We start from the raw sequence: 18,434 nt of genomic DNA, 5'->3' as shown, positions 1-18,434 counted from the left end.
CAATTAATTATGCCGATAAAACATTTTTATTTTTTTGAGTTACTTCGGCAAATAATTGTTCCCAATCGTTGGTAAACCTTTCAATGTTGAAGCGTTTTAATGCTACTTCACGTCCATTGTTTCCAATTTCGCGGGCAAGTTCAGGATCGGCAATTAACAAATTCATTTTATCGATGAGGTAGTTTATATCTGTATGTATAAATCCCGAAAAGCCGTTGTCAATTACGGCCGATAGTTCGGTTGTGGCTAAACCAACTACAGGGATTCCCATCATCATGGCTTCGCAAATAGCTAAACCAAGGCTTGTGTAGCGTATAGGGTTGAAGAAAAAGCGGTACCTGCTTTGAAATTCAGGTAACTCCGGGTGTAAAACTTCGCCCAGGCCAAGGTCTCCGGTATTCATCCCCACCAAGTCAAGCGGTACGTATTCCCGTGCTTCCATAAAAACATCAAGACCTAACAGGCGGCCACGGCTTGGCAAATTATTAATTACTACTATGCCGCGGGCAATATCACCTTTGTAGCTTATTGGTGATGTTGTTACGCCATGTTCTATTACGCGCGTAGGAGTTTGGTTACTGTCCCACATTAAACGGTTAAAATGCGTAACGTGCACAAGAGTAACATCAGTGGTATCTAAAATATGTTTAGTGTCAGTAGGATGCTGGCGCGGAGGATCATGCTCTATATAAACCTTAGGTAATTCCCGTTGTTCGTCACTTAAAATTTCATATTGATCTTTTAAGTAATTCTGATTGGTTTGATATAGTATACAGTCAAATTCGTGATTTTTTACTTCATCAGCCGGAATTTCGATGACATTATCGCCAAACGGAAATGTTTCACCCCGGCCGTAATATCCTTCAGTTTTTTCGGGCTTGGTAGGTATGTAAATGGTATAATTTCCCTGAGACAGATAAAATAAGTAGCTGCCATGAATATGCCAGGTAAAGATTTTCATAGGTGTTGTTATTAGTGATGCTTGCTTAAGTTGCTTCTCAATAATGACACCGTTTTTGACTTTTAGTTTTAAAATATTGTTTATAATTAAAATTGTATGCTTTTAATTATGATTCTAATAAATGAGGGGTTAATAAGAATAAGATATTTATTAAAAATTAAAAAATTAAAGATTAATTAGAGACGCTTTGGCACGGTACACTCCATGTTATTATTTGATTATGTATAGAGAAGTGAACCTTGTTGTTCAGTAAACGTTTCAATTTAGAGAGTGGATGACTACGGGTTTGCGTTTTATTTAGTGATAAGTAATTTAATTATTAATGCAATGAATTGTTTATAAGTTATTTTTTAAAAACACATGTTGTAAAAATGTTGTAGTAGATAAAAAATGCATCTATGAACAACATCATCTCAAATCTTAACCGTGATGGCAGTTTGGCCAGCCCATGGCAGCAATCCAACATATTGCACGTTAATAATAACGGTGATTTAAGTGAACTTTTTGACTGCCTTGTGGTTGGAGCGGGCATAACCGGCTTAACTGCCGCCTTGCAACTTCAAAAAGCCGGAAAAAAGGTTGTAGTTGCCGAAGCGTATACCGTTGGGTATGGTACCACAGGTGGTACAAGTTCGCACATTAATACTTTTGCCGATACTACTTACACAGAAGCTGAAAGCGCTTTTGGCGAAGAAGGTGCTATACTGTTTGCTCAGGCTGTAAAGGGAGGATTAAACATAATCAAACAAAATGTTGAGCAATACAATATTGATTGTGATTTGAGTTTTAAGCCCGGATATCTTTACGCTGAAGACGAAAAACAAGCCAAGGAGTTAGATGATATTTATAAAGGCGCTACAAAGGTTGGAGTTGACGTTGATTATGTTGAATATGTACCTGTAAACGTTCCTTACCAAAAAGCGCTTGTATTTACGGGGCAGGCACAGTTTCATCCAATTAAATACTTAAACAGCCTTGCCGATGAATTCATTAAATCTGGCGGTTTGCTTTTGCAAAACAGCAGGGTAGAAGAAGTTGAAACAAGCATTGATATACATGTTGCAAAAATAGCTGGTGCGGGCGTAAAGGCAAAAACGGTTATTTATGCAACACACATGCCGCCGGGCATAAATAACCTAAACATGCGTTGCGCTCCCTATCGCAGTTATGTGTTGGGCGTTAAACTTGTGGGCGACAATTATCCTGATGCTTTAGTTTACGATTTGCAGGAGCCTTATCATTACATAAGAACACACATTATTGACGGCGAAAAGTATTTGCTGATTGGTGGAAATGATCACAAAACCGGCCATGATGATGAAGAAGCCGCTTTTAATGATTTGGAACAATACACACGTCAGTATTATGATGTAGAAGCGGTTGTTTATAAGTGGTCATCGCAATATTATGTGCCTGCAGATGGCTTGCCTTATGTTGGCCAAATGCCCGATCGTGCTGATGGTATTTACGCCGCCACTGGTTTCAACGGTAACGGAATGATGCTGGGAAGTATCTCCGGGACAATACTGGCCGACTTGGTAATGGGCAAAGAAAATGCCTTGGCCGATTTATTCAGCATTAAAAGATTTAAGCCAGTTGATGGCTTTACCGAATTTGTAAAAGAAAATGCCGACGTGGCCTGGCATTTTATAGCCGACCGCTTTAAGGCCGAAGATTTACAACAATTAAACGAGATTACAGCCGGCATGGGCAAACTTGTTAAAATTGACGGTAAAAAAGTGGCTGCCTATCGGGATAATGATGGTACTTTGCACACGTTAAGTTCGGTTTGCCCGCATATGGGATGTACTGTAAAATGGAACGCCAGCGAAACAAGTTGGGATTGTCCCTGCCACGGAGCACGTTATGACGTAGACGGTAACGTTGTAACCGGCCCTGCCATGCACCATCTGGAAAAAATAAACATTTAAAGCAGGTTATATCTTCATATAGCGCTTCCCCAAACCGGGGAAGCGCTTCTTTGTAAATTATTCCTCATTTTGTTGACTTTCGCAGCTCTTACTGCAGATTTTTAATGCATTGATTAATGCTGAATTTGTTAGTTAACGGAAAGTTAAGTTCATTTATACTTCACGGTTGTAATTTTCATCGACGTAAAATACTATGGCGTTGATTTTGTAGTTATTTTTGCATGGGTTAAAAGCCCATCCCTAATTAAACTATTTATTAAATGCAAAACGGGCACCCGTGTGGCGGGTGCTGTATGGTATGAACATTCGTCCAACAGAAAAGATTACAACAAGCCAGTTAAATAACGGCTTGAACTTAGTTATTGCCGATGGCCTATCTGCCGAAGCAATGGTTGTTTTTACAAGCGGAACCTTTTTAACGGCAATGGCCATCAACATGGGGGCCACCAACTTTCAGTTAGGAGTCTTAGCCGCACTACCTACCTTTACAACTATCTTTCAGCTTGCTGCAATTTGGCTGGTGCGCCGCTTTAATAACCGCAAGGTTATAACCACTATTTTTAATTTTTTAGCCCGGTTACCTTTGCTGGCTATTGGTGTTATACCGTTTGTGTTTACATCAGGTACCAGCGTTCAGGTGCTCATTATGCTATTGTTCTTTCAGCATATATTTGGCGATATAGGCGGAGCAGCATGGAACTCATGGATGAAAGACCTCATTCCGGGCGAGCGTTTAGGATCGTTTTTTTCGCACCGTAGCAGGATGGCTCAAACTTTAAACGTTACGTTAAGTTTGGCTACGGCAGTGGGTATTGATTACGTTAAAACTCATTACCCGCATTATGAAATTCTTACCTACAACATGCTGTTTATGCTGGGAGGAATATTAGGTATGGTAAGTGTTGGCCTACTGTTACGCACACCTGAGCCAAAGGCCGAGGTTATTGACGATAAGCTCTTCGCTCTATTTACCAAGCCCCTTAAAAACCGCAACTTTAGAAACCTATTGTTATTTAATTCATTTTGGGCATTTGCGCTTAATTTGGCTACCCCGTTTTTTGCAGTTTATATGATGAAAACGCTGGGTTTGCCCGTTGCTTATATTATAGCATTAGGTATAGCTGGTCAGTTGAGCAGCATTATCTCCATAAAGCTTTGGGGTAAATATTCTGACAAGTTCAGCAATAAAAATATCGTTAGTATTTGTGCTCCTGTGTATGTTGGTTGCATAATAGCCTACGCATTTGCAGGCGTAAACGGCAATACCCAAACAACGTTGACTTTATTAGGGGTAATACACGTGTTGAGTGGCGTGGCTACAGCCGGTATTAATTTAGCTCTATCAAATATTGGTATCAAGCTGGCTCCGCGTAATGAGGCCATTGCATATATATCAACCAAAAATATGCTCGTTGCCATATCATCTACTATTGCGCCTATGCTGGGTGGTTTGTTTGCTGATTTTTTTGCCGTACATCAACTCAACTGGACAATACAATGGAACAGCGCTGGCAACGTTTCAAATATTCAGTTACTTGCTTTGCACGGGTGGAACTACTTCTTTGTAATAGGCGGAGTTTTGGCGTTATTATCCTTACGCTTGCTTAATAAGGTGAATGAGCACGGCGAAATACGTCGTCATCGTTTGGTGATACACATGCGCACACAGCTACGCCGTAAGCTACGGGCTAATTTAGGCCGAAGGGTAACTGATGGATTATACCTTCCCTCAACAATACTGCGCAAAAACATAATGAAAATTTTTGGTGCCGAATCTGTTTATAATAAGGCGGCTTAATGATGTAAAGCATTTTCCGTTTAATTAAATTCAAGAAAACGGCTTTTTACCAAATACGTAATTTTTACCTTTATTTAAGTAAATAAATTTTAATAATCAAATTATTTACCTAAAAGTAAACAACGGGTAGTGTGATTTGTAGTAAGGTGTAACAAACCAAAAATATAACAGTTATACCTTACTCCAATGTACGTATTAGGCATTAACGCCGTATTTCACGACTCGGCAGCGTGTATTATCAAAGATGGCGTTTTGCTCGCAGCTACCGAAGAAGAACGCTTTACGCATTTCAAGCACGGCAAAAGGCCGGTTCCCTTTTCAACCTGGGAACTACCGTTTCACGCTATTGATTATTGCCTTAAAATAGCAGGCATTCACATAAACGACGTTGACCATATAGCTTATTCATTTGATCCGTATTTACTTATTGGTGAAAAATACAGAGGCAAGTCAACCATTGAAATACCTTTTGAAGAAGGTAGTTCACATTTAGATCAAGACTTTACAAATGTATGGGATCCACTTTTCCTGTCATCAATTATTAACGCTCCGGGGCAGTTACGTGATGGCTACCCGCATCATCTTCAAAAGCGGTTTATAGGCTGTGATATTCCGCGCGAAAAGTGGCACTTTGTTGAGCACCACATATCGCATGCAGCCAGCGCATTCCATTGTTCACCGTTTAAAACCGCAGCTGTAATGACGGTTGATGGGCGCGGCGAGCAGGCAACAACTACTTACAGCGTTGGCAACGGTAATCAGTTAAATAGAATTGGGCAGGTAAATATGCCCCATTCTTTAGGTTTACTTTACGAAGATGTAACTACTTACCTGGGCTTTTTGCATTCATCAGACGAGTACAAGGTAATGGCACTGGCATCATACGGCAAGCCCGAATTTGTAAATGATTTCCGTGAAATTGTACAGTTAGGTGCAAACGGACAGTATACAATTAATGACCAGCGCCTTGAAGAACGTTTTGGTCCGAAACGTTTACGCCATGAAGAGTTCACTGCTCACCATTTTAATATAGCACACTCACTCCAGCTTGTTTTAGAAGAAAGCATGCTTGAGCTAACAAGTTGGTTGCAAAAGGAAACAGGCGAAGAAAACCTGTGCCTGGCGGGTGGTGTTGCGTTAAACTGCGTAGCAAACGCACGAATACGTGATAAAGGTGCTTTTAAAAATATTTGGGTACAGCCAGCTTCTGGCGATGATGGCACAGCGCTTGGTGCTGCCCTTTGGGTAGATGCCAAAGAGCGTAAAACTGATGAACGCAAGTTTGAAATGACCCACTGTTACTGGGGGCCTGAATATACCGATGAGGAAATTGAGAAATCAATGAAGTTGTGGAAAGTGCCTTATCGTAAACTGGAGAACATTGCTGAAGAAACGGCCGATATACTCGCACAAAATAAAATTATAGGTTGGTACCAGGGCCGTATGGAGTTTGGTCCGCGTGCGTTGGGCAGCCGGTCAATACTGGCATCGCCTATAACAGCCGAAATGCAGGCAAGGTTAAACGAAGTTAAAGACCGTGAAGATTTCAGACCGGTTGCACCTGTTGTTTTAGAGGAGGAAGCTGCCAACTGGTTTGAAAACGGCAGATACTCGCCTTTTATGTTATTTGTCTACGACGTAAAAGCCGATAAAATTGATAAAATACCGGCGGTAACGCATACCGATGGTACCGCACGTATTCAAACCATCAACGAGCATCAGCATAAAAATTACTATGATTTGTTGAAGGCATTTCAGCGTAAAACCGGTGTGCCTGTGTTAGTAAATACCTCATTTAATACATTAGGAAAACCTATTGTATGTACTCCTCGCGATGCCATTGAATGTTTTTGGACTTCACCGTTCGATGCATTGGTTATCGGATCGTTTGTGATTGAAAAATGAGTGTTATCGCATCAGTAGTAATACCAACTTTCAAACGTCCGCATTTACTACGCAAGTGTCTTGAAGCCTTGTTGCAGCAGCAGTTTGACAAGGCTGCGTATGAAATAATTGTGGTAAGTGATGGGCCCGACAGCGATACGCTTAAAGAGGTGGAACGCTTTAGCGGTTACGAAAAGCCGGCTGTGCGTTACATAGCGTTACCTGGTAAAAAGGGGCCGGCTGCTGCACGTAATTTAGGTTGGAAAAGTGCACAGGGAAGCGTTATTGCATTTACCGATGACGATTGCATACCGCAAAAAAGCTGGCTGCAAAACATGGTAAATAATTGCGCCCCAGGACAAGAAATTGCTTTAACCGGTAAGGTAATAGTACCGCTTAATGATGAACGCCCAACTGATTACGAGCTTAATACGGCCAATTTGCAAACGGCTGATTTCATAACTGCTAATTGTGCCTGTACCAAATTGGCTCTTGAAAGGGCAGGCGGCTTCGATGAGAATTTTAGTATGGCCTGGCGCGAAGACAGTGACTTGCACTTTAAACTCCTTAAAAATGGCACGCCCATAAAAAAAGTGGGTAATGCTGTAGTGGTGCATCCGGTAAGGAGTGCTAAGTGGGGGGTAAGCATAAAGGAGCAAAAGAAAACTATGTTTGATGCATTGCTGTACAAAAAACACCCCAAGCTATTTAAAAAGAAAATCCGTGGTGTTTCGCCTTACTTGTATTATGCTATTGTAATTGCCTTTGCGTTGCTTATTGCAGGTTTGCTATCAAAAAATGAAAACCTTTTGGTAACCGGCCTGGTTGGTTGGGTAACGTTTACCATCTATTTTATATATAAACGTTTAAGCGCTACAAGTTTGACTGCCAGCCATATTTTTGAAATGGTAGTCACCTCGCTTTTAATACCTTTTTTGTCGGTTTACTGGCAGTGGTACGGTGCCCTTAAATACCGCGTGTTATTTATCTGAGAAAAATGAAATTATCTGTTAACGAAATAAAAAGCATAGCTATTTTCAGAGCCTTACAGCTCGGAGATATGCTATGTATAATTCCTGCTGTGAGAGCATTGCGCAATGCATACCCGCAAGCATCTATCACACTTTTAGGTTTGCCCTGGGGTAAATCGTTTACCGAAAGGTTCAATCATTATTTCGACGATTTTATTCATTTTCCGGGTTATCCGGGTTTGCCCGAACAGCCATTTGACGCGAGAGATTTTCCTCCATTTTTGCAGGAAGTACAAAGCCGGAACTTTGATTTGGCGATACAAATGCAGGGTAATGGATCGGTAATTAACCCAATGATAGAACTATTTGGTGCAAAGCATACAGCCGGCTACACCATAGAGGGGCATTATGCGCCAAACAACGATTTGTTTATGACCTACCCTGATTTTGGTCATGAAATTGAGCGGCATATACAACTAATGGAATTTTTAGGCATCGAACCGCAGGGTAAAGAGCTTGAGTTTCCGCTTACTGAAAATGACGAACAGGCGTTGGAGAATTTAAATCTAAATATTGAACCGGGAGATTACGTATGTGTTCACCCAGGCTCGCGCGGAGCGTGGAGGCAGTGGCCGGTTCAATACTTTGCTGCCCTGGCAGATCATTGCGCGGAGCAGGGCTACAAGGTTGTTATAACAGGAACAAAAGAAGAAGCCCCTATAATTGACGATGTAATATCGCACATGCGGCATGAGTGCATTAATACGGCAGGGCAAACCAGCATGGGTGCTGTAGGCGTTTTAATAAGGGATGCCGCACTGCTTATTTCAAATTGTACAGGAGTATCGCATATGTCGGCAGCTTTTAAAACACCAAGTATAGTAATCAGCATGGATGGCGAGCCGCACCGCTGGGGGCCGCTTGATACCCGCATTCACCGCACGATGGATTGGTTACAATCTCCTGATTTTCATGCCGTATTTCGCGAAACGGTAGAAATGGTTGTATAAGACAGCCAAACAGAACAGTAGCAGGCTTAATCTTATTCTAAAACGTTGTAGATGGTGTATTGATTTGCCTTGTTTTTTAATGAAACCTCACCAAGCATTTCAAACTTGAATGATTCCTTAACCTGTTGGTAAACAGGTTCGGTAATTACAATTTGCCCTGCTTTGGCTACCGACTGCAGGCGTTGCGCCAGGTTCACCGAGTCGCCAATTACGGTATAATCCAAACGTTTTAATGATGCCGAACCGATATTGCCTGACACCATTTCTCCGGAGTTTATACCAACCGAAATGTTAGCCTCGAAGGTTTTATCGCCAATTACTATTGGTTGAATTGAACTCATTTGTGCCTTCACGGCAAGGGCCGTATCAATTGCACGGTCTAAATGGTAATCGCCACGGTAAACAGCCATTACAGCATCGCCCATAAACTTGTCAACATGGCCTCCTTGTGCAATAATTTCTTTAACAATACGGTCAAACAGGCTGTTCAAAAGTTCAACCACGGTGTTGGCAGGTACCTGTTCGGTTATTTTTGTAAAGCCACAAACATCTAAAAACATAACAGTACCGCTCAAAACTTCATTTTTAAGCAAGCTGTTTTCAAACTCCTTATGTGTCATGAAGTTAAGTACGTTTTCGTCAACATACATTTTTAATATGTTGTTTTCTTTTATGGCTTTAATGGTTTGCTGCAGTTGCTTAACATGCTCAATGGTTTTTTGCATGGTAAGGTCAAGATCGTCAAAATCAACAGGCTTGCAAACAAAGTCAAAAGCGCCCCGGTTCATTGCCGAGCGAATGCTCTGCATATCGCCATAGGCCGAAACAACCACCGCCTTAAGCATAGGGTTGGCATCAGGTAAACGGCTTAACAAAGTCAGGCCATCCATAACCGGCATATTTATGTCGCTCAGAACAATATCAATATCGGCATGTTCCTGCACACGTTCTAAGGCTTCTTCGCCGTTTTGCGCAAAAACAAACTCATAAATATTCTCCCTGATTTTCTTTCTGAATTTTTGCTTAACCAGTATCTCCAAGTCAGCTTCATCATCAACAACCAGTATTTTAGCCATTATGTAGTACCGTGTTTAGTTTCTCTTTAAGTAAGTTAAAATCAAGCGGCTTTGTCAAAAAGTCATTCGCGCCCAGCTGCAGCGCATTGGTATGTGTTTCCTCATCGCCATAGGCTGTTATCATCATCACCAACGGCGGTGGGTTATCATAATCCTTGCGTATGGTACTTAACAATTCGATACCGCTCATGCCGGGCATGTTTATGTCTGATAGTATGAGCACAACCTCTGAATGCTTATCTTTTAAATAATCAAGAGCTTGTTCTCCTGAAAAGGCAAAGTCAAAATCAAAAACATGATTCCGTATTTCCTTACGGAAACATTGTAAAAACAACGGCTGAACATCGGCCTCATCATCAACAACCAAAATTTTCATAAATGCCCCTAAATATAGTAATAATTAAATAATTGGCAGGGTAATGATAAACACAGAGCCGTTCCCTTCTTCAGATTCAATGGCAATATTACCGTTATGACCCTTTACAATAATATCATAACTGAGCGACAAGCCAAGCCCGGTACCTTCGCCTGTAGGCTTGGTTGTAAAAAAGGGTTGCATAATTTTATCGCGTATGGCCTCAGGTATACCAGTGCCGTTATCTTTAACGGTTAGTTCAATATTGTTGTGCTGCAAACGCGTTGAAACCTCAATTTTTGGCCGGAAGGTTTGGCCAAGCTCTTTTTGTTTTTGATGCACGGCATAAAACGCGTTAGTAAACAAATTGAGCAGCACACGTCCTACATCTTGCTGAATAATATTTACCTCAGGCAATGAGTTGTCAAAATTTGTAACTAACTCAGAGTTGAAACTTTTATCCTTAGCACGTAAACCATGATAAGCCAGCCGCATGTATTCGTCGGCAAGGTTGTTGACGTTTACAGGCTCTTTTTGACCATTGCTTGTACGGCTGTGCTGAAGCATACCTTTTACAATGCTATCGGCACGTTTGCCATGCTGTGAAATTTTTTCAAGGTTTTGCCTGATGTCATCAGCAATGTATCTTACCTCTTCAAGGTCGCCTTTCGCAAGCTCCTGGGTCATTTCAACCAGCAGTTCGCTGCTTACTTCGGCAAAGTTGTTTACAAAGTTAAGCGGGTTTTGGATTTCGTGCGCAATGCCGGCTGTAAGCTCACCAAGCGAGGCAAGTTTTTCTGACTGTATAAGCTGTTGCTGAGTGTTTTGTAAAAGCTCAATAGTTGCTTCCAGTTCCTCTTTCTGATTTTGAATTTCAGCAGTGCGTTCGGCTACAAGGCGGTCCAGTTCCTCATTTTTGGCTTTGTATAAAAGAAGCTCTTCCCGTTGTTTTTTTGATGCCGCCCAACGGCTAATAACCCAAATAAAAGCTGCAACTAACGGTAGCAAAAAGTATTGATCATACTCATCGTAAAAACTTGGTACAACAATGGAAATAAGAAATATCAGTATTCCAACAGCAATAAGCGGGTAGTGAGATTCAAAGTATGAGCGGAAGGATTTAAAATCTTCCTGCTCATTAAAGTATTTGATGATGGCTCCTAAGGCAATACTTCCTATAAGCAGGTGCACCTCATCGCTCAAAGGCTTTTTTAAAACAAAGTAAGCTACTGCTGCGGCGCCCTGGCCTATTCCTAAAACTGCTTTCCACTTAAAACTTAACTGCGTCATTTTAACAGCCCTGTTAAGCCAGTTAAACAGCAAAAAAATAGACAAGTAAGTTAAAAAGCTCATAGGCCCAGGTATAAAAAGAATGAATGCTAAAGATAATTAAATAATGGTATACTCAAACAGCACAAAGCGTGCAGCAAAGCAAACTATTTATATATTAGCTGCATAAAATAAACCTATGCGAGCTGAGAGGGCAGGGCAATATATTTTGCAAAAACTAACGCAGGAACTGCCGCCACATTTTACTTACCATAATGCAAACCACACACTTGATGTGCACAACGCAGCCTTAACTATTGCAAGGGCTGAAGGCGTAAACGAAGCCGAAACTGATTTGCTTTTGGCGGCTGCATGGTATCATGATGCCGGTTACCTTGAAGGTATTACTGACCACGAGGAAGTATCATGCCGAATAACAAAGCAGTATTTACCTGAGTTTGGGTATAATGACAAGGAGATAGCCATTATACGCAGTATGATACGCGCAACCCGGCTTCCCCAGGCGCCTCAAAATCACGTAGAGCAAATATTGGCTGATGCAGATTTAGATTATTTGGGACGTACAGACTTTGCAGTAATAAGTGAAAAATTATACACCGAACTTAAGCATTTAGGGGCTGTGACCAACGCTGAAGACTGGGATAAAAAGCAGGTGAAATTTTTGCAAGAGCATCAATATTTCACAAAAACATCAATTAATACCCGACAAGCGCAAAAAGAACTTAATTTAGCAGAAATTAAAGCTCGCTTACACCTTCATGAAAAATAGACTTCTGCCGCACTGGTTAACCGACATATTTTACACCCTCCTTGGTATCCTGTTCTGTAGTTTTGCTTTAAAAAGTTTTTTGGTACCCAATAGCTTTTTTGATGGCGGTGTAACCGGTATATCACTATTAATACACGAAACCTACCACTCAAACATTGCTTACGTAATTGTACTGGCAAACATTCCGTTTATTGTAATGGGAGCTTACCATGTTAACAAAATGTTTGCTGTTAAAACTCTTATAGCAGTTATTTTGCTAGGCCTGGCTTTACTACTCATTCCTTTTGAACCAGTAACAAGCGATAAACTACTGGTTTCTATTTTTGGTGGTGTGTTTATGGGCATTGGTGTGGGCTTGGCAATGCGCGGAGGCTGTGCGCTTGATGGTATTGAGGTGTTGGCTTTGTATACCGGTAAACGTATAAGCTTCACCATAAGCGAGATTATACTCGGTATAAACATTGTTATCTTCTTAATAGCCGGTATTAAGTTAGGCTTACCTACTGCGTTATACTCCATACTTACGTATTACACAGCTTCGCGAACTATTACTTTTGTAATTGAAGGTTTGGAAGAGTATACCGGAGTAACCATCATATCGGGCGAAAGTGAAGCTGTTAAAAAAGAACTTGTGATGAATTTAGGTCGCGGTATAACAGTTTACAAAGGTGAACGTGGATTTTTAAAAGATAGTTTTGACGTAAGCCATCCGGTTGATATAATTTACACTGTAGTAACCCGGCTTGAGGTAAGGCGCCTGCGTAATATTGTGCACGATCTTGACCCCAAAGCATTCATCTTTACTGGCATTATCAAAGAAGCTTCCGGAGGTATATTAAAACGCCGCGCAAGGCACTAATAACCTATAAATTAATTTTTTTTTCATTTACCTCAATTAAGTCTTTTACTTCTTCGTATGTAAAACTATTTAATAGGCGTACTGTTAAATAACTCCAGAAAAATAAGATACATTGGATAGTTTAAACAACGGAGAATTCAGCTTTTCAAACGATACAGTTAAGCAAGATCTTAGTCTGCTGATAAAGGCTTTGGATGCTTCATTATCGGGTGTTATTCTTACAGATAACCAACAACCTGATAATCCCATTATTTACTGCAACAAGGGTTTTGAACGCATAACCGGCTACAGCCGTAAGGATATAATTGGACATAACTGTCGTTTTTTACAAAAAGACGATCGGAATCAAATTCAGCGCCAGCAACTGAAGGACGCTATAGCTAAAGGTGAAAGCATAGTTCTTGAAATTCGTAATTACAGGAAAGACGGTTCGCTGTTTTGGAACGAGCTTTACATGTCACCTATTAAAGATGTTAAGGGCAATACCTGCTATTTTATAGGCGTACAAAATGATATATCGCGCCGTAAGAAGGCTGAGGCTGAGCTGGAACATGAAAAAGATGTCATGGAACAGCGTGTAGAAGAACGTACCAAAAGCTTACGCGAAAACGAAGAGTATTTAGCAAGTATTGTACAAACTGTACGCGAAAGCTTAATTGTGCTTGATCCGGATTTAACTGTGCTAAGTGTAAACAGTCATTTCTTAAAAACATTCAAAGTTTCGAAAGAAGAGACAGAAGGACAAAGTTTGTACGAGTTAGGTAACGGCCAATGGAATATACCTAAACTTAAAGAGTTATTGGAAAAAATATTGCCAACCAATAACCCGGTAGAGGAGTTCGAAGTAGAGCACGACTTTCCGCATATTGGCCGCAAGTTGATGCTGCTAAACGCCCATCGTATTGAATTGGAAGGGCATTACCGCGACCGCATACTAATTGCGATAGAAGACATAACAGACCGCCGCGATATTGAGCGCCGTAAAGATGATTTTCTTTCTATTGCCAGCCATGAGCTTAAAACGCCACTTACAACTATAAAAGGTTATGTGCAGATAATGCAAAGGCTGCTGCCTAAAGATGCCTCGGAGAAGTTCAAAGAAATTTTGGCTAAAACCGGTGTATATGTAGAGCGATTGAATAGCCTTATTGCAGAGCTGCTTGATGTTTCGCGTATTCAAACTGGCAACATTGAATTACACAAAGAACCCTTTAACTTTGATAAAACGGTATATGAGGTAGTAGAAAACCTGCAGGCTGCCAATCAAAGTCATCAAATAATAGTTAAAGGTGAGGCAACCGATAGCTTTGAAGGAGATGAATCACATATAACCCAAGTTATAAATAATTTGCTGTCAAACGCTATTAAATACTCACCTGACGCAAACAGGGTGGAGGTTTACTTGTCGCGTGTGAGCAACTATTTAAAGTTTGCCGTAACCGACTATGGAATGGGCATAAGCCTTGATGAGCAAAAGAAAATATTTGAAAGATTTTACCGCGTTGGAGAAATACAACAGCGCTTCCCGGGTATGGGAATTGGATTATATATCTGCGATCAGATAATTAAAAATCATGGTGGTAGTTTGTGGGTTGAAAGCGAGCCTAGTAAGGGTTCTACATTCAGTTTCACGCTTCCGTTAAATGAAAGGATCAGTTATGAGTGATAAAAAAGTACTGATCTGCGATGATGATGAAGGTATTTTAGATATGTTGGGATTGATATTGAGTGATAGCGGTTATCAAACTATACCAGTTCAAAACAGCTTGCAGATATATGAAGAAATAAAGCGCGAGAAACCAGACCTTGTGCTGCTTGATTTGTGGATGCCCGTGCTCTCTGGCGATCAGGTTTTGCGAACGTTGCGTAGAAGCCCCGACACCGAACATTTGCGTGTAATTGTTATTTCTGCCAGCCGTGAGGGCGAGCGTATAGCCACTGAAGCCGGAGCCGATGGGTTTTTGGCAAAGCCATTTGACCTGGAACAGCTTATAAGCAGGGTTGAGCAGGTTATTGCTGCATAATATTAAATCAAAACATAAAAGCTGTACATTATTTGCATGTGCAGCTTTTATGTTTAGTAAGAGTTATACCGGTCCCGTTACTTTGCTTCCTTGCCTTTTTTTGTCGACTTTTTACGTTCGTTGATTGCTTTGTTAAGTAAGTATTCAATTTGTCCGTTTATACTTCTGAACTCATCGTTTGCCCATTCTTCAATCTCCTTGAGCATTTCGGCACTTACCCTTAACGCAAATGATTTCTTTTCAGCCATAATTACTCATATCAAAGGTGTTAGCCTTCGGCTGGTAAAAATTAAAAACTTCATATTTTAAATAGCTTAACCTAAGCCAGTTCTAATGAGCTGGTAATTAATTAATGGTATAGTGTACCTGTGTTTACAACCGGCGATACCGCACGTTCTCCACAAAGTACTACTAATAAATTGCTTACCATGGCTGCTTTGCGTTCTTCATCAAACTCTACAATATTTTTTTCAGACAGTCGCGCCAGCGCCATTTCAACCATGCCAACCGCACCTTCTACAATTTGTTTACGTGCTGCTATAATTGCTGATGCTTGTTGTCTTTGCAGCATGGCGTTAGCAATTTCAGGTGCGTAAGCCAGGTGAGAGATTCGCGCTTCAAGTACCTGGATGCCGGCGCGGAACAAGCGTTCATTAAGCTCCTTTTCCAGCATCTCGCTAACCTGGTCGGCTCCATCGCGCAAGGTAACCTCGGCAGATTCATCTTCCATATTGTCATATGCAAACGTGTTGGCCAAATGGCGTACTGCTGCTTCGCTTTGTATGTTTACGTACTGTACATAGTTCTCAACCGAAAAAACTGCTTTAGCGGTATCATTAACCTGCCAAACAATTACAGCTGCAATTTCAATAGGGTTACCCATTTTATCATTAACCTTAAGCTGTTGTCCGTTAAGGTTATTGGCTTTAAGTGATACTTTTCTTTTTACGGTAAAGGGGTTAACCCAAAAAAAGCCATCTGCTTTAACGGTTCCTGAGTATTTACCAAACAGTGTGAGTACTTTAGATTCGTTTGGATTAATGATAATAAGGCCTGATAATAAAATTAAATCAATAAGGGCTACAATAACGCAAGCGGCTATGTACTCCTGTATACCCAGGTAAACGCATGTTGCACCTAATACTAAAAAAAGGAGCAGTGCACCGTAACCAGAAAGTGGTTTGATTGATTTTTCGTTTTCCATGTCAACTTGTTATTTATTTTGATATCATAAAGATATCAAAATGTATTTGACAAATCAAAATGAATTTCATTGGAATAGAAAAAACCCGCAGGCTTGCAAGGCAATGCACTGCGGGTTGGTAACCGCTACGTTACAGCTCCTTGTCAGCTAACAATTTTGAGTCGCGGGTGTTCTTCTGTACAGCAATAGCCGAGAACATACTTAAGCAGAAAGCCATAGCATAAAAGCCTTTTTCGCTTCTTGCCAAGTCTGCATTCCAAAGTCCTATAGTTAGTAAGATCATTGCAGCTATAGTGGCAAACCAGCTGAGACCATAGTATAGGTCGGTAACAATAAGTCCTTCGGCCCTGTCTCTAACGCTTTTTTGTACAGAGATTACGGCAAATAGTCCGAATAGTAAAATAGTGAAATAATAACCCTTTTCATTTAATTGCATGCTGGCATTCCATAAACCAATGCAATAGCCAACTACGCCGGCCAATAAAGCAAACCATGATGCTCCGGTAAACGCAGCTGTAGGTTTGTAAGGATTTCTAACGCGATCTGCGTATTTACTGCTGATTGTAGCTTCTTCCATTTTGTTTTGTAGCGGTTCCATAATATTTGTTTTTTGATGTTATTATGAAAGCAAAGATGGGCCGACAGCGCTAACTCTAAAAGCTTAAATATTAAAATAACTGACGATATAAATGTAGAATTTTATAGTTTTATAACTATTAGCAACAGCGTATGGACTCATTGAATGAGCTTGTTAAATTACTTGATGAAACGGATTTTAAGCAATTTAAGTGGTATTTACAGCGTAAGAATAAACGCAATGACGTTAAGAATCTGGATTTACTGAATATAATAAGAGCTGACGATATAGATAGTCTTAATAAGTTATATAATCCGGATAAAAATAAAGATGCCTACCATGCATTGCGTAAGCGGCTTCAAGATAATTTGGTGATATTTTTATCTGGTAAAACATTTGAAAGCAGCCACTCCGAAAGTCAGAGCGCATTGCGTTTACTAGTTGTTGCCCGTTATCTGCTGGAAAATGATTTGGTAAAATTGGCGTTTAAATGCTTGGAAAAAGCCGAAGCATCGGCGGAGCGTGCAGAACAATTCAACTTGCTCAATGAAATTTTGTTGCTCAAACTGCAATATGCTCATTTGCCGCAAGCCGCAAGTTTTGATGTAATTACTGCACGCTTTACTCAAAATCAATTATACATGCAGCGCGAAGCTAATTTGAACGTAGCATATGCTTACCTGAGGCAGCAGTTGCAGTTTATACACCAGGAGGGGAGGGTGGTAAACCTTACAAGTCTTGTCATAGCAACCATTCGCAGGTATAAAATTTCAATGGCTGATTTAATGACCCATAAATCTGTTTACCAAATTCTTTTTATTGCTAACGAGTATGCAGCCATACAGCAGAACTATCAACTGATTGAAAGATTTGTTAACCGGGTTAGCCGCTTTATCGAACTTAGGTCAGCAGAGAATAAGTCCCATACTTACTACCACATACATGTTTTGTATTACCTGGCAAACTTCCATTTAAGGCAAAAGAATTTTGCAAAGAGTATGCATCATTTAAGTGAAATGATGGAGCTTATGCAAGGAGGAAAGTATTATCACGTATTTTATATGCGGTACGAGTTACTGTACGCTCTCAATAAGTTTTTTTCAGGTTTTGCTGATGCTGCGATAAATGTGCTTCAGGCTGCACTTAGTGGTAAAAAGCATAGTGCCAAACTTGAAGATATAGAAGATTTACGCATTTGCCTGGCTATGTTTTTGGCCTTAAATGACAACCGTGCAAGTTTGAAATATGTAAGTATGCTTAACCAAACCGATGCCTGGTATGAAAAGAAGATGGGTATGCTTTGGAGCATCAGGAAGCATTTGATGGAAGTGCTGATTTATGCACAATTTTCAAACATTGAACTGGCAACCTCGCGTCTGCAAAGCTTTAGGCGCAGGTATAAAAGTTACCTGTTAAAAACATCAGAACAGCGGGTGCTTAATTACCTTAAACTTGTTGAGCGATATTTGGTCAACCCTAATGTAATTGATGACGAGCGATACAAACATTCGGTACTCGCAATGGCAAATGCACAAGAAAACAACGATATATTCACCCTAAGTTTTATTGGTTGGCTTATAGCAAGATGGGAAAAGGACAATGCTTATAAAACTGTGCTCAACTTAATACAAAAGTAGGTAAGAAGCGTTTGCAGCTATTGCTGCTAATCATTTATAGCCTAAGCTAGTTACAGGCATTTACACAGTAACATCTATATCTGCTTAA

At 40.5% G+C, this 18,434-nt stretch carries 17 protein-coding genes; 10 read left to right on the top strand and 7 right to left on the bottom strand.

Annotated elements, in window-relative coordinates; genetic code table 11:
- Positions 1-7 precede the first annotated feature (7 nt).
- On the bottom strand, positions 8-961 hold the full coding sequence (locus GO816_RS18105; RefSeq protein ID WP_157543368.1) for a glycosyltransferase family 4 protein: 954 nt from the start codon (positions 959-961) through the stop codon (positions 8-10).
- A gap of 398 nt (positions 962-1,359) precedes the next feature.
- Between GO816_RS18105 and GO816_RS18100 the strand changes: the two genes are divergently transcribed.
- The 5 genes from GO816_RS18100 to GO816_RS18080 all read left to right on the top strand — a co-directional run bounded on the left by GO816_RS18100 (position 1,360) and on the right by GO816_RS18080 (position 8,555).
- Positions 1,360-2,892 (top strand): FAD-dependent oxidoreductase, encoded by a 1,533-nt coding sequence (locus GO816_RS18100; protein WP_157543367.1) that lies wholly within the window; start codon positions 1,360-1,362, stop codon positions 2,890-2,892.
- Between the two features lie 298 nt (positions 2,893-3,190).
- Positions 3,191-4,690 (top strand): MFS transporter, encoded by a 1,500-nt coding sequence (locus GO816_RS18095; RefSeq protein ID WP_157543366.1) that lies wholly within the window; start codon positions 3,191-3,193, stop codon positions 4,688-4,690.
- A 186-nt stretch (positions 4,691-4,876) separates the two neighbouring features.
- Positions 4,877-6,595, top strand: coding sequence for a carbamoyltransferase family protein (locus GO816_RS18090; protein ID WP_157543365.1), 1,719 nt, complete (start codon positions 4,877-4,879; stop codon positions 6,593-6,595).
- Entirely contained in the window at positions 6,592-7,566 is a 975-nt protein-coding gene (locus GO816_RS18085) for a glycosyltransferase family 2 protein (protein WP_157543364.1), read from the top strand. Before GO816_RS18090 ends, GO816_RS18085 begins: the two co-directional genes overlap by 4 nt.
- A 5-nt stretch (positions 7,567-7,571) precedes the next feature.
- The gene (locus GO816_RS18080; protein WP_157543363.1) at positions 7,572-8,555 is read left to right on the top strand and encodes a glycosyltransferase family 9 protein; all 984 of its coding nucleotides are present in this window, start codon (positions 7,572-7,574) and stop codon (positions 8,553-8,555) included.
- Between the two features lie 32 nt (positions 8,556-8,587).
- Here GO816_RS18080 and GO816_RS18075 read toward each other — a convergent pair whose 3' ends face one another.
- The 3 genes from GO816_RS18075 to GO816_RS18065 are packed head-to-tail and all read right to left on the bottom strand — an operon-like array spanning position 8,588 to position 11,276.
- Positions 8,588-9,631, bottom strand: a complete 1,044-nt coding sequence (locus GO816_RS18075; RefSeq protein WP_157543362.1) for an adenylate/guanylate cyclase domain-containing protein — start codon at positions 9,629-9,631, stop codon at positions 8,588-8,590.
- The gene (locus GO816_RS18070) at positions 9,624-10,007 is read right to left on the bottom strand and encodes a response regulator (protein WP_157543361.1); all 384 of its coding nucleotides are present in this window, start codon (positions 10,005-10,007) and stop codon (positions 9,624-9,626) included. The genes GO816_RS18075 and GO816_RS18070 overlap by 8 nt, the downstream gene beginning before the upstream one ends.
- Positions 10,008-10,031: 24 nt before the next feature.
- Positions 10,032-11,276 carry a sensor histidine kinase gene (locus tag GO816_RS18065; RefSeq protein WP_198171573.1) on the bottom strand — a complete coding sequence of 415 codons (1,245 nt, stop codon included), beginning with the start codon at positions 11,274-11,276 and terminating at the stop codon, positions 10,032-10,034.
- A gap of 178 nt (positions 11,277-11,454) precedes the next feature.
- Here GO816_RS18065 and GO816_RS18060 point away from each other — a divergent pair, with 178 nt between their 5' ends.
- The 4 genes from GO816_RS18060 to GO816_RS18045 all read left to right on the top strand — a co-directional run bounded on the left by GO816_RS18060 (position 11,455) and on the right by GO816_RS18045 (position 14,928).
- Positions 11,455-12,045: an HD domain-containing protein gene (locus tag GO816_RS18060; protein WP_157543359.1), complete on the top strand. Its 591-nt coding sequence runs from the start codon at positions 11,455-11,457 to the stop codon at positions 12,043-12,045.
- The gene (locus GO816_RS18055) at positions 12,035-12,904 is read left to right on the top strand and encodes a YitT family protein (protein WP_157543358.1); all 870 of its coding nucleotides are present in this window, start codon (positions 12,035-12,037) and stop codon (positions 12,902-12,904) included. Before GO816_RS18060 ends, GO816_RS18055 begins: the two co-directional genes overlap by 11 nt.
- A 112-nt stretch (positions 12,905-13,016) precedes the next feature.
- Positions 13,017-14,570, top strand: a complete 1,554-nt coding sequence (locus GO816_RS18050; RefSeq protein WP_157543357.1) for a PAS domain-containing sensor histidine kinase — start codon at positions 13,017-13,019, stop codon at positions 14,568-14,570.
- Positions 14,563-14,928 carry a response regulator gene (locus GO816_RS18045; RefSeq protein ID WP_157543356.1) on the top strand — a complete coding sequence of 122 codons (366 nt, stop codon included), beginning with the start codon at positions 14,563-14,565 and terminating at the stop codon, positions 14,926-14,928. The genes GO816_RS18050 and GO816_RS18045 overlap by 8 nt, the downstream gene beginning before the upstream one ends.
- Before the next feature lie 77 nt (positions 14,929-15,005).
- Here GO816_RS18045 and GO816_RS18040 read toward each other — a convergent pair whose 3' ends face one another.
- From GO816_RS18040 to yiaA, 3 genes are all read right to left on the bottom strand, one after another.
- Complete coding sequence (locus tag GO816_RS18040; protein WP_157543355.1) at positions 15,006-15,176, bottom strand: Arc family DNA binding domain-containing protein; 171 nt, start codon at positions 15,174-15,176, stop codon at positions 15,006-15,008.
- Positions 15,177-15,277: 101 nt separating this feature from the next.
- Positions 15,278-16,132, bottom strand: a complete 855-nt coding sequence (locus GO816_RS18035; RefSeq protein ID WP_157543354.1) for an SPFH domain-containing protein — start codon at positions 16,130-16,132, stop codon at positions 15,278-15,280.
- 130 nt (positions 16,133-16,262) lie between these two features.
- Positions 16,263-16,730: an inner membrane protein YiaA gene (gene yiaA, locus GO816_RS18030; RefSeq protein ID WP_157543353.1), complete on the bottom strand. Its 468-nt coding sequence runs from the start codon at positions 16,728-16,730 to the stop codon at positions 16,263-16,265.
- 131 nt (positions 16,731-16,861) lie between these two features.
- Here yiaA and GO816_RS18025 point away from each other — a divergent pair, with 131 nt between their 5' ends.
- On the top strand, positions 16,862-18,346 hold the full coding sequence (locus GO816_RS18025) for a hypothetical protein (protein ID WP_157543352.1): 1,485 nt from the start codon (positions 16,862-16,864) through the stop codon (positions 18,344-18,346).
- Positions 18,347-18,434 lie beyond the last annotated feature (88 nt).

The organism is Mucilaginibacter aquatilis (assembly GCF_009755275.1).
Taxonomy (GTDB): domain Bacteria; phylum Bacteroidota; class Bacteroidia; order Sphingobacteriales; family Sphingobacteriaceae; genus Mucilaginibacter; species Mucilaginibacter aquatilis.
The sequence above is the reverse complement of the archived record's forward strand: the minus strand, read 5'-3'. Positions and strand labels throughout refer to the sequence as shown.

Excerpts from the sequence above, each read along its gene's own strand:
- GO816_RS18105 (WP_157543368.1), bottom strand. The coding sequence starts at position 961 with ATGAAAATCTTTACCTGGCATATTCATGGCAGCTACTTATTTTATCTG.
- GO816_RS18100 (WP_157543367.1), top strand. The coding sequence starts at position 1,360 with ATGAACAACATCATCTCAAATCTTAACCGTGATGGCAGTTTGGCCAGC.
- GO816_RS18095 (WP_157543366.1), top strand. The coding sequence starts at position 3,191 with ATGAACATTCGTCCAACAGAAAAGATTACAACAAGCCAGTTAAATAAC.
- GO816_RS18090 (WP_157543365.1), top strand. The coding sequence starts at position 4,877 with ATGTACGTATTAGGCATTAACGCCGTATTTCACGACTCGGCAGCGTGT.
- GO816_RS18085 (WP_157543364.1), top strand. The coding sequence starts at position 6,592 with ATGAGTGTTATCGCATCAGTAGTAATACCAACTTTCAAACGTCCGCAT.
- GO816_RS18080 (WP_157543363.1), top strand. The coding sequence starts at position 7,572 with ATGAAATTATCTGTTAACGAAATAAAAAGCATAGCTATTTTCAGAGCC.
- GO816_RS18075 (WP_157543362.1), bottom strand. The coding sequence starts at position 9,631 with ATGGCTAAAATACTGGTTGTTGATGATGAAGCTGACTTGGAGATACTG.
- GO816_RS18070 (WP_157543361.1), bottom strand. The coding sequence starts at position 10,007 with ATGAAAATTTTGGTTGTTGATGATGAGGCCGATGTTCAGCCGTTGTTT.
- GO816_RS18065 (WP_198171573.1), bottom strand. The coding sequence starts at position 11,276 with ATGACGCAGTTAAGTTTTAAGTGGAAAGCAGTTTTAGGAATAGGCCAG.
- GO816_RS18060 (WP_157543359.1), top strand. The coding sequence starts at position 11,455 with ATGCGAGCTGAGAGGGCAGGGCAATATATTTTGCAAAAACTAACGCAG.
- GO816_RS18055 (WP_157543358.1), top strand. The coding sequence starts at position 12,035 with ATGAAAAATAGACTTCTGCCGCACTGGTTAACCGACATATTTTACACC.
- GO816_RS18045 (WP_157543356.1), top strand. The coding sequence starts at position 14,563 with ATGAGTGATAAAAAAGTACTGATCTGCGATGATGATGAAGGTATTTTA.
- GO816_RS18040 (WP_157543355.1), bottom strand. The coding sequence starts at position 15,176 with ATGGCTGAAAAGAAATCATTTGCGTTAAGGGTAAGTGCCGAAATGCTC.
- GO816_RS18035 (WP_157543354.1), bottom strand. The coding sequence starts at position 16,132 with ATGGAAAACGAAAAATCAATCAAACCACTTTCTGGTTACGGTGCACTG.
- yiaA (WP_157543353.1), bottom strand. The coding sequence starts at position 16,730 with ATGGAACCGCTACAAAACAAAATGGAAGAAGCTACAATCAGCAGTAAA.
- GO816_RS18025 (WP_157543352.1), top strand. The coding sequence starts at position 16,862 with ATGGACTCATTGAATGAGCTTGTTAAATTACTTGATGAAACGGATTTT.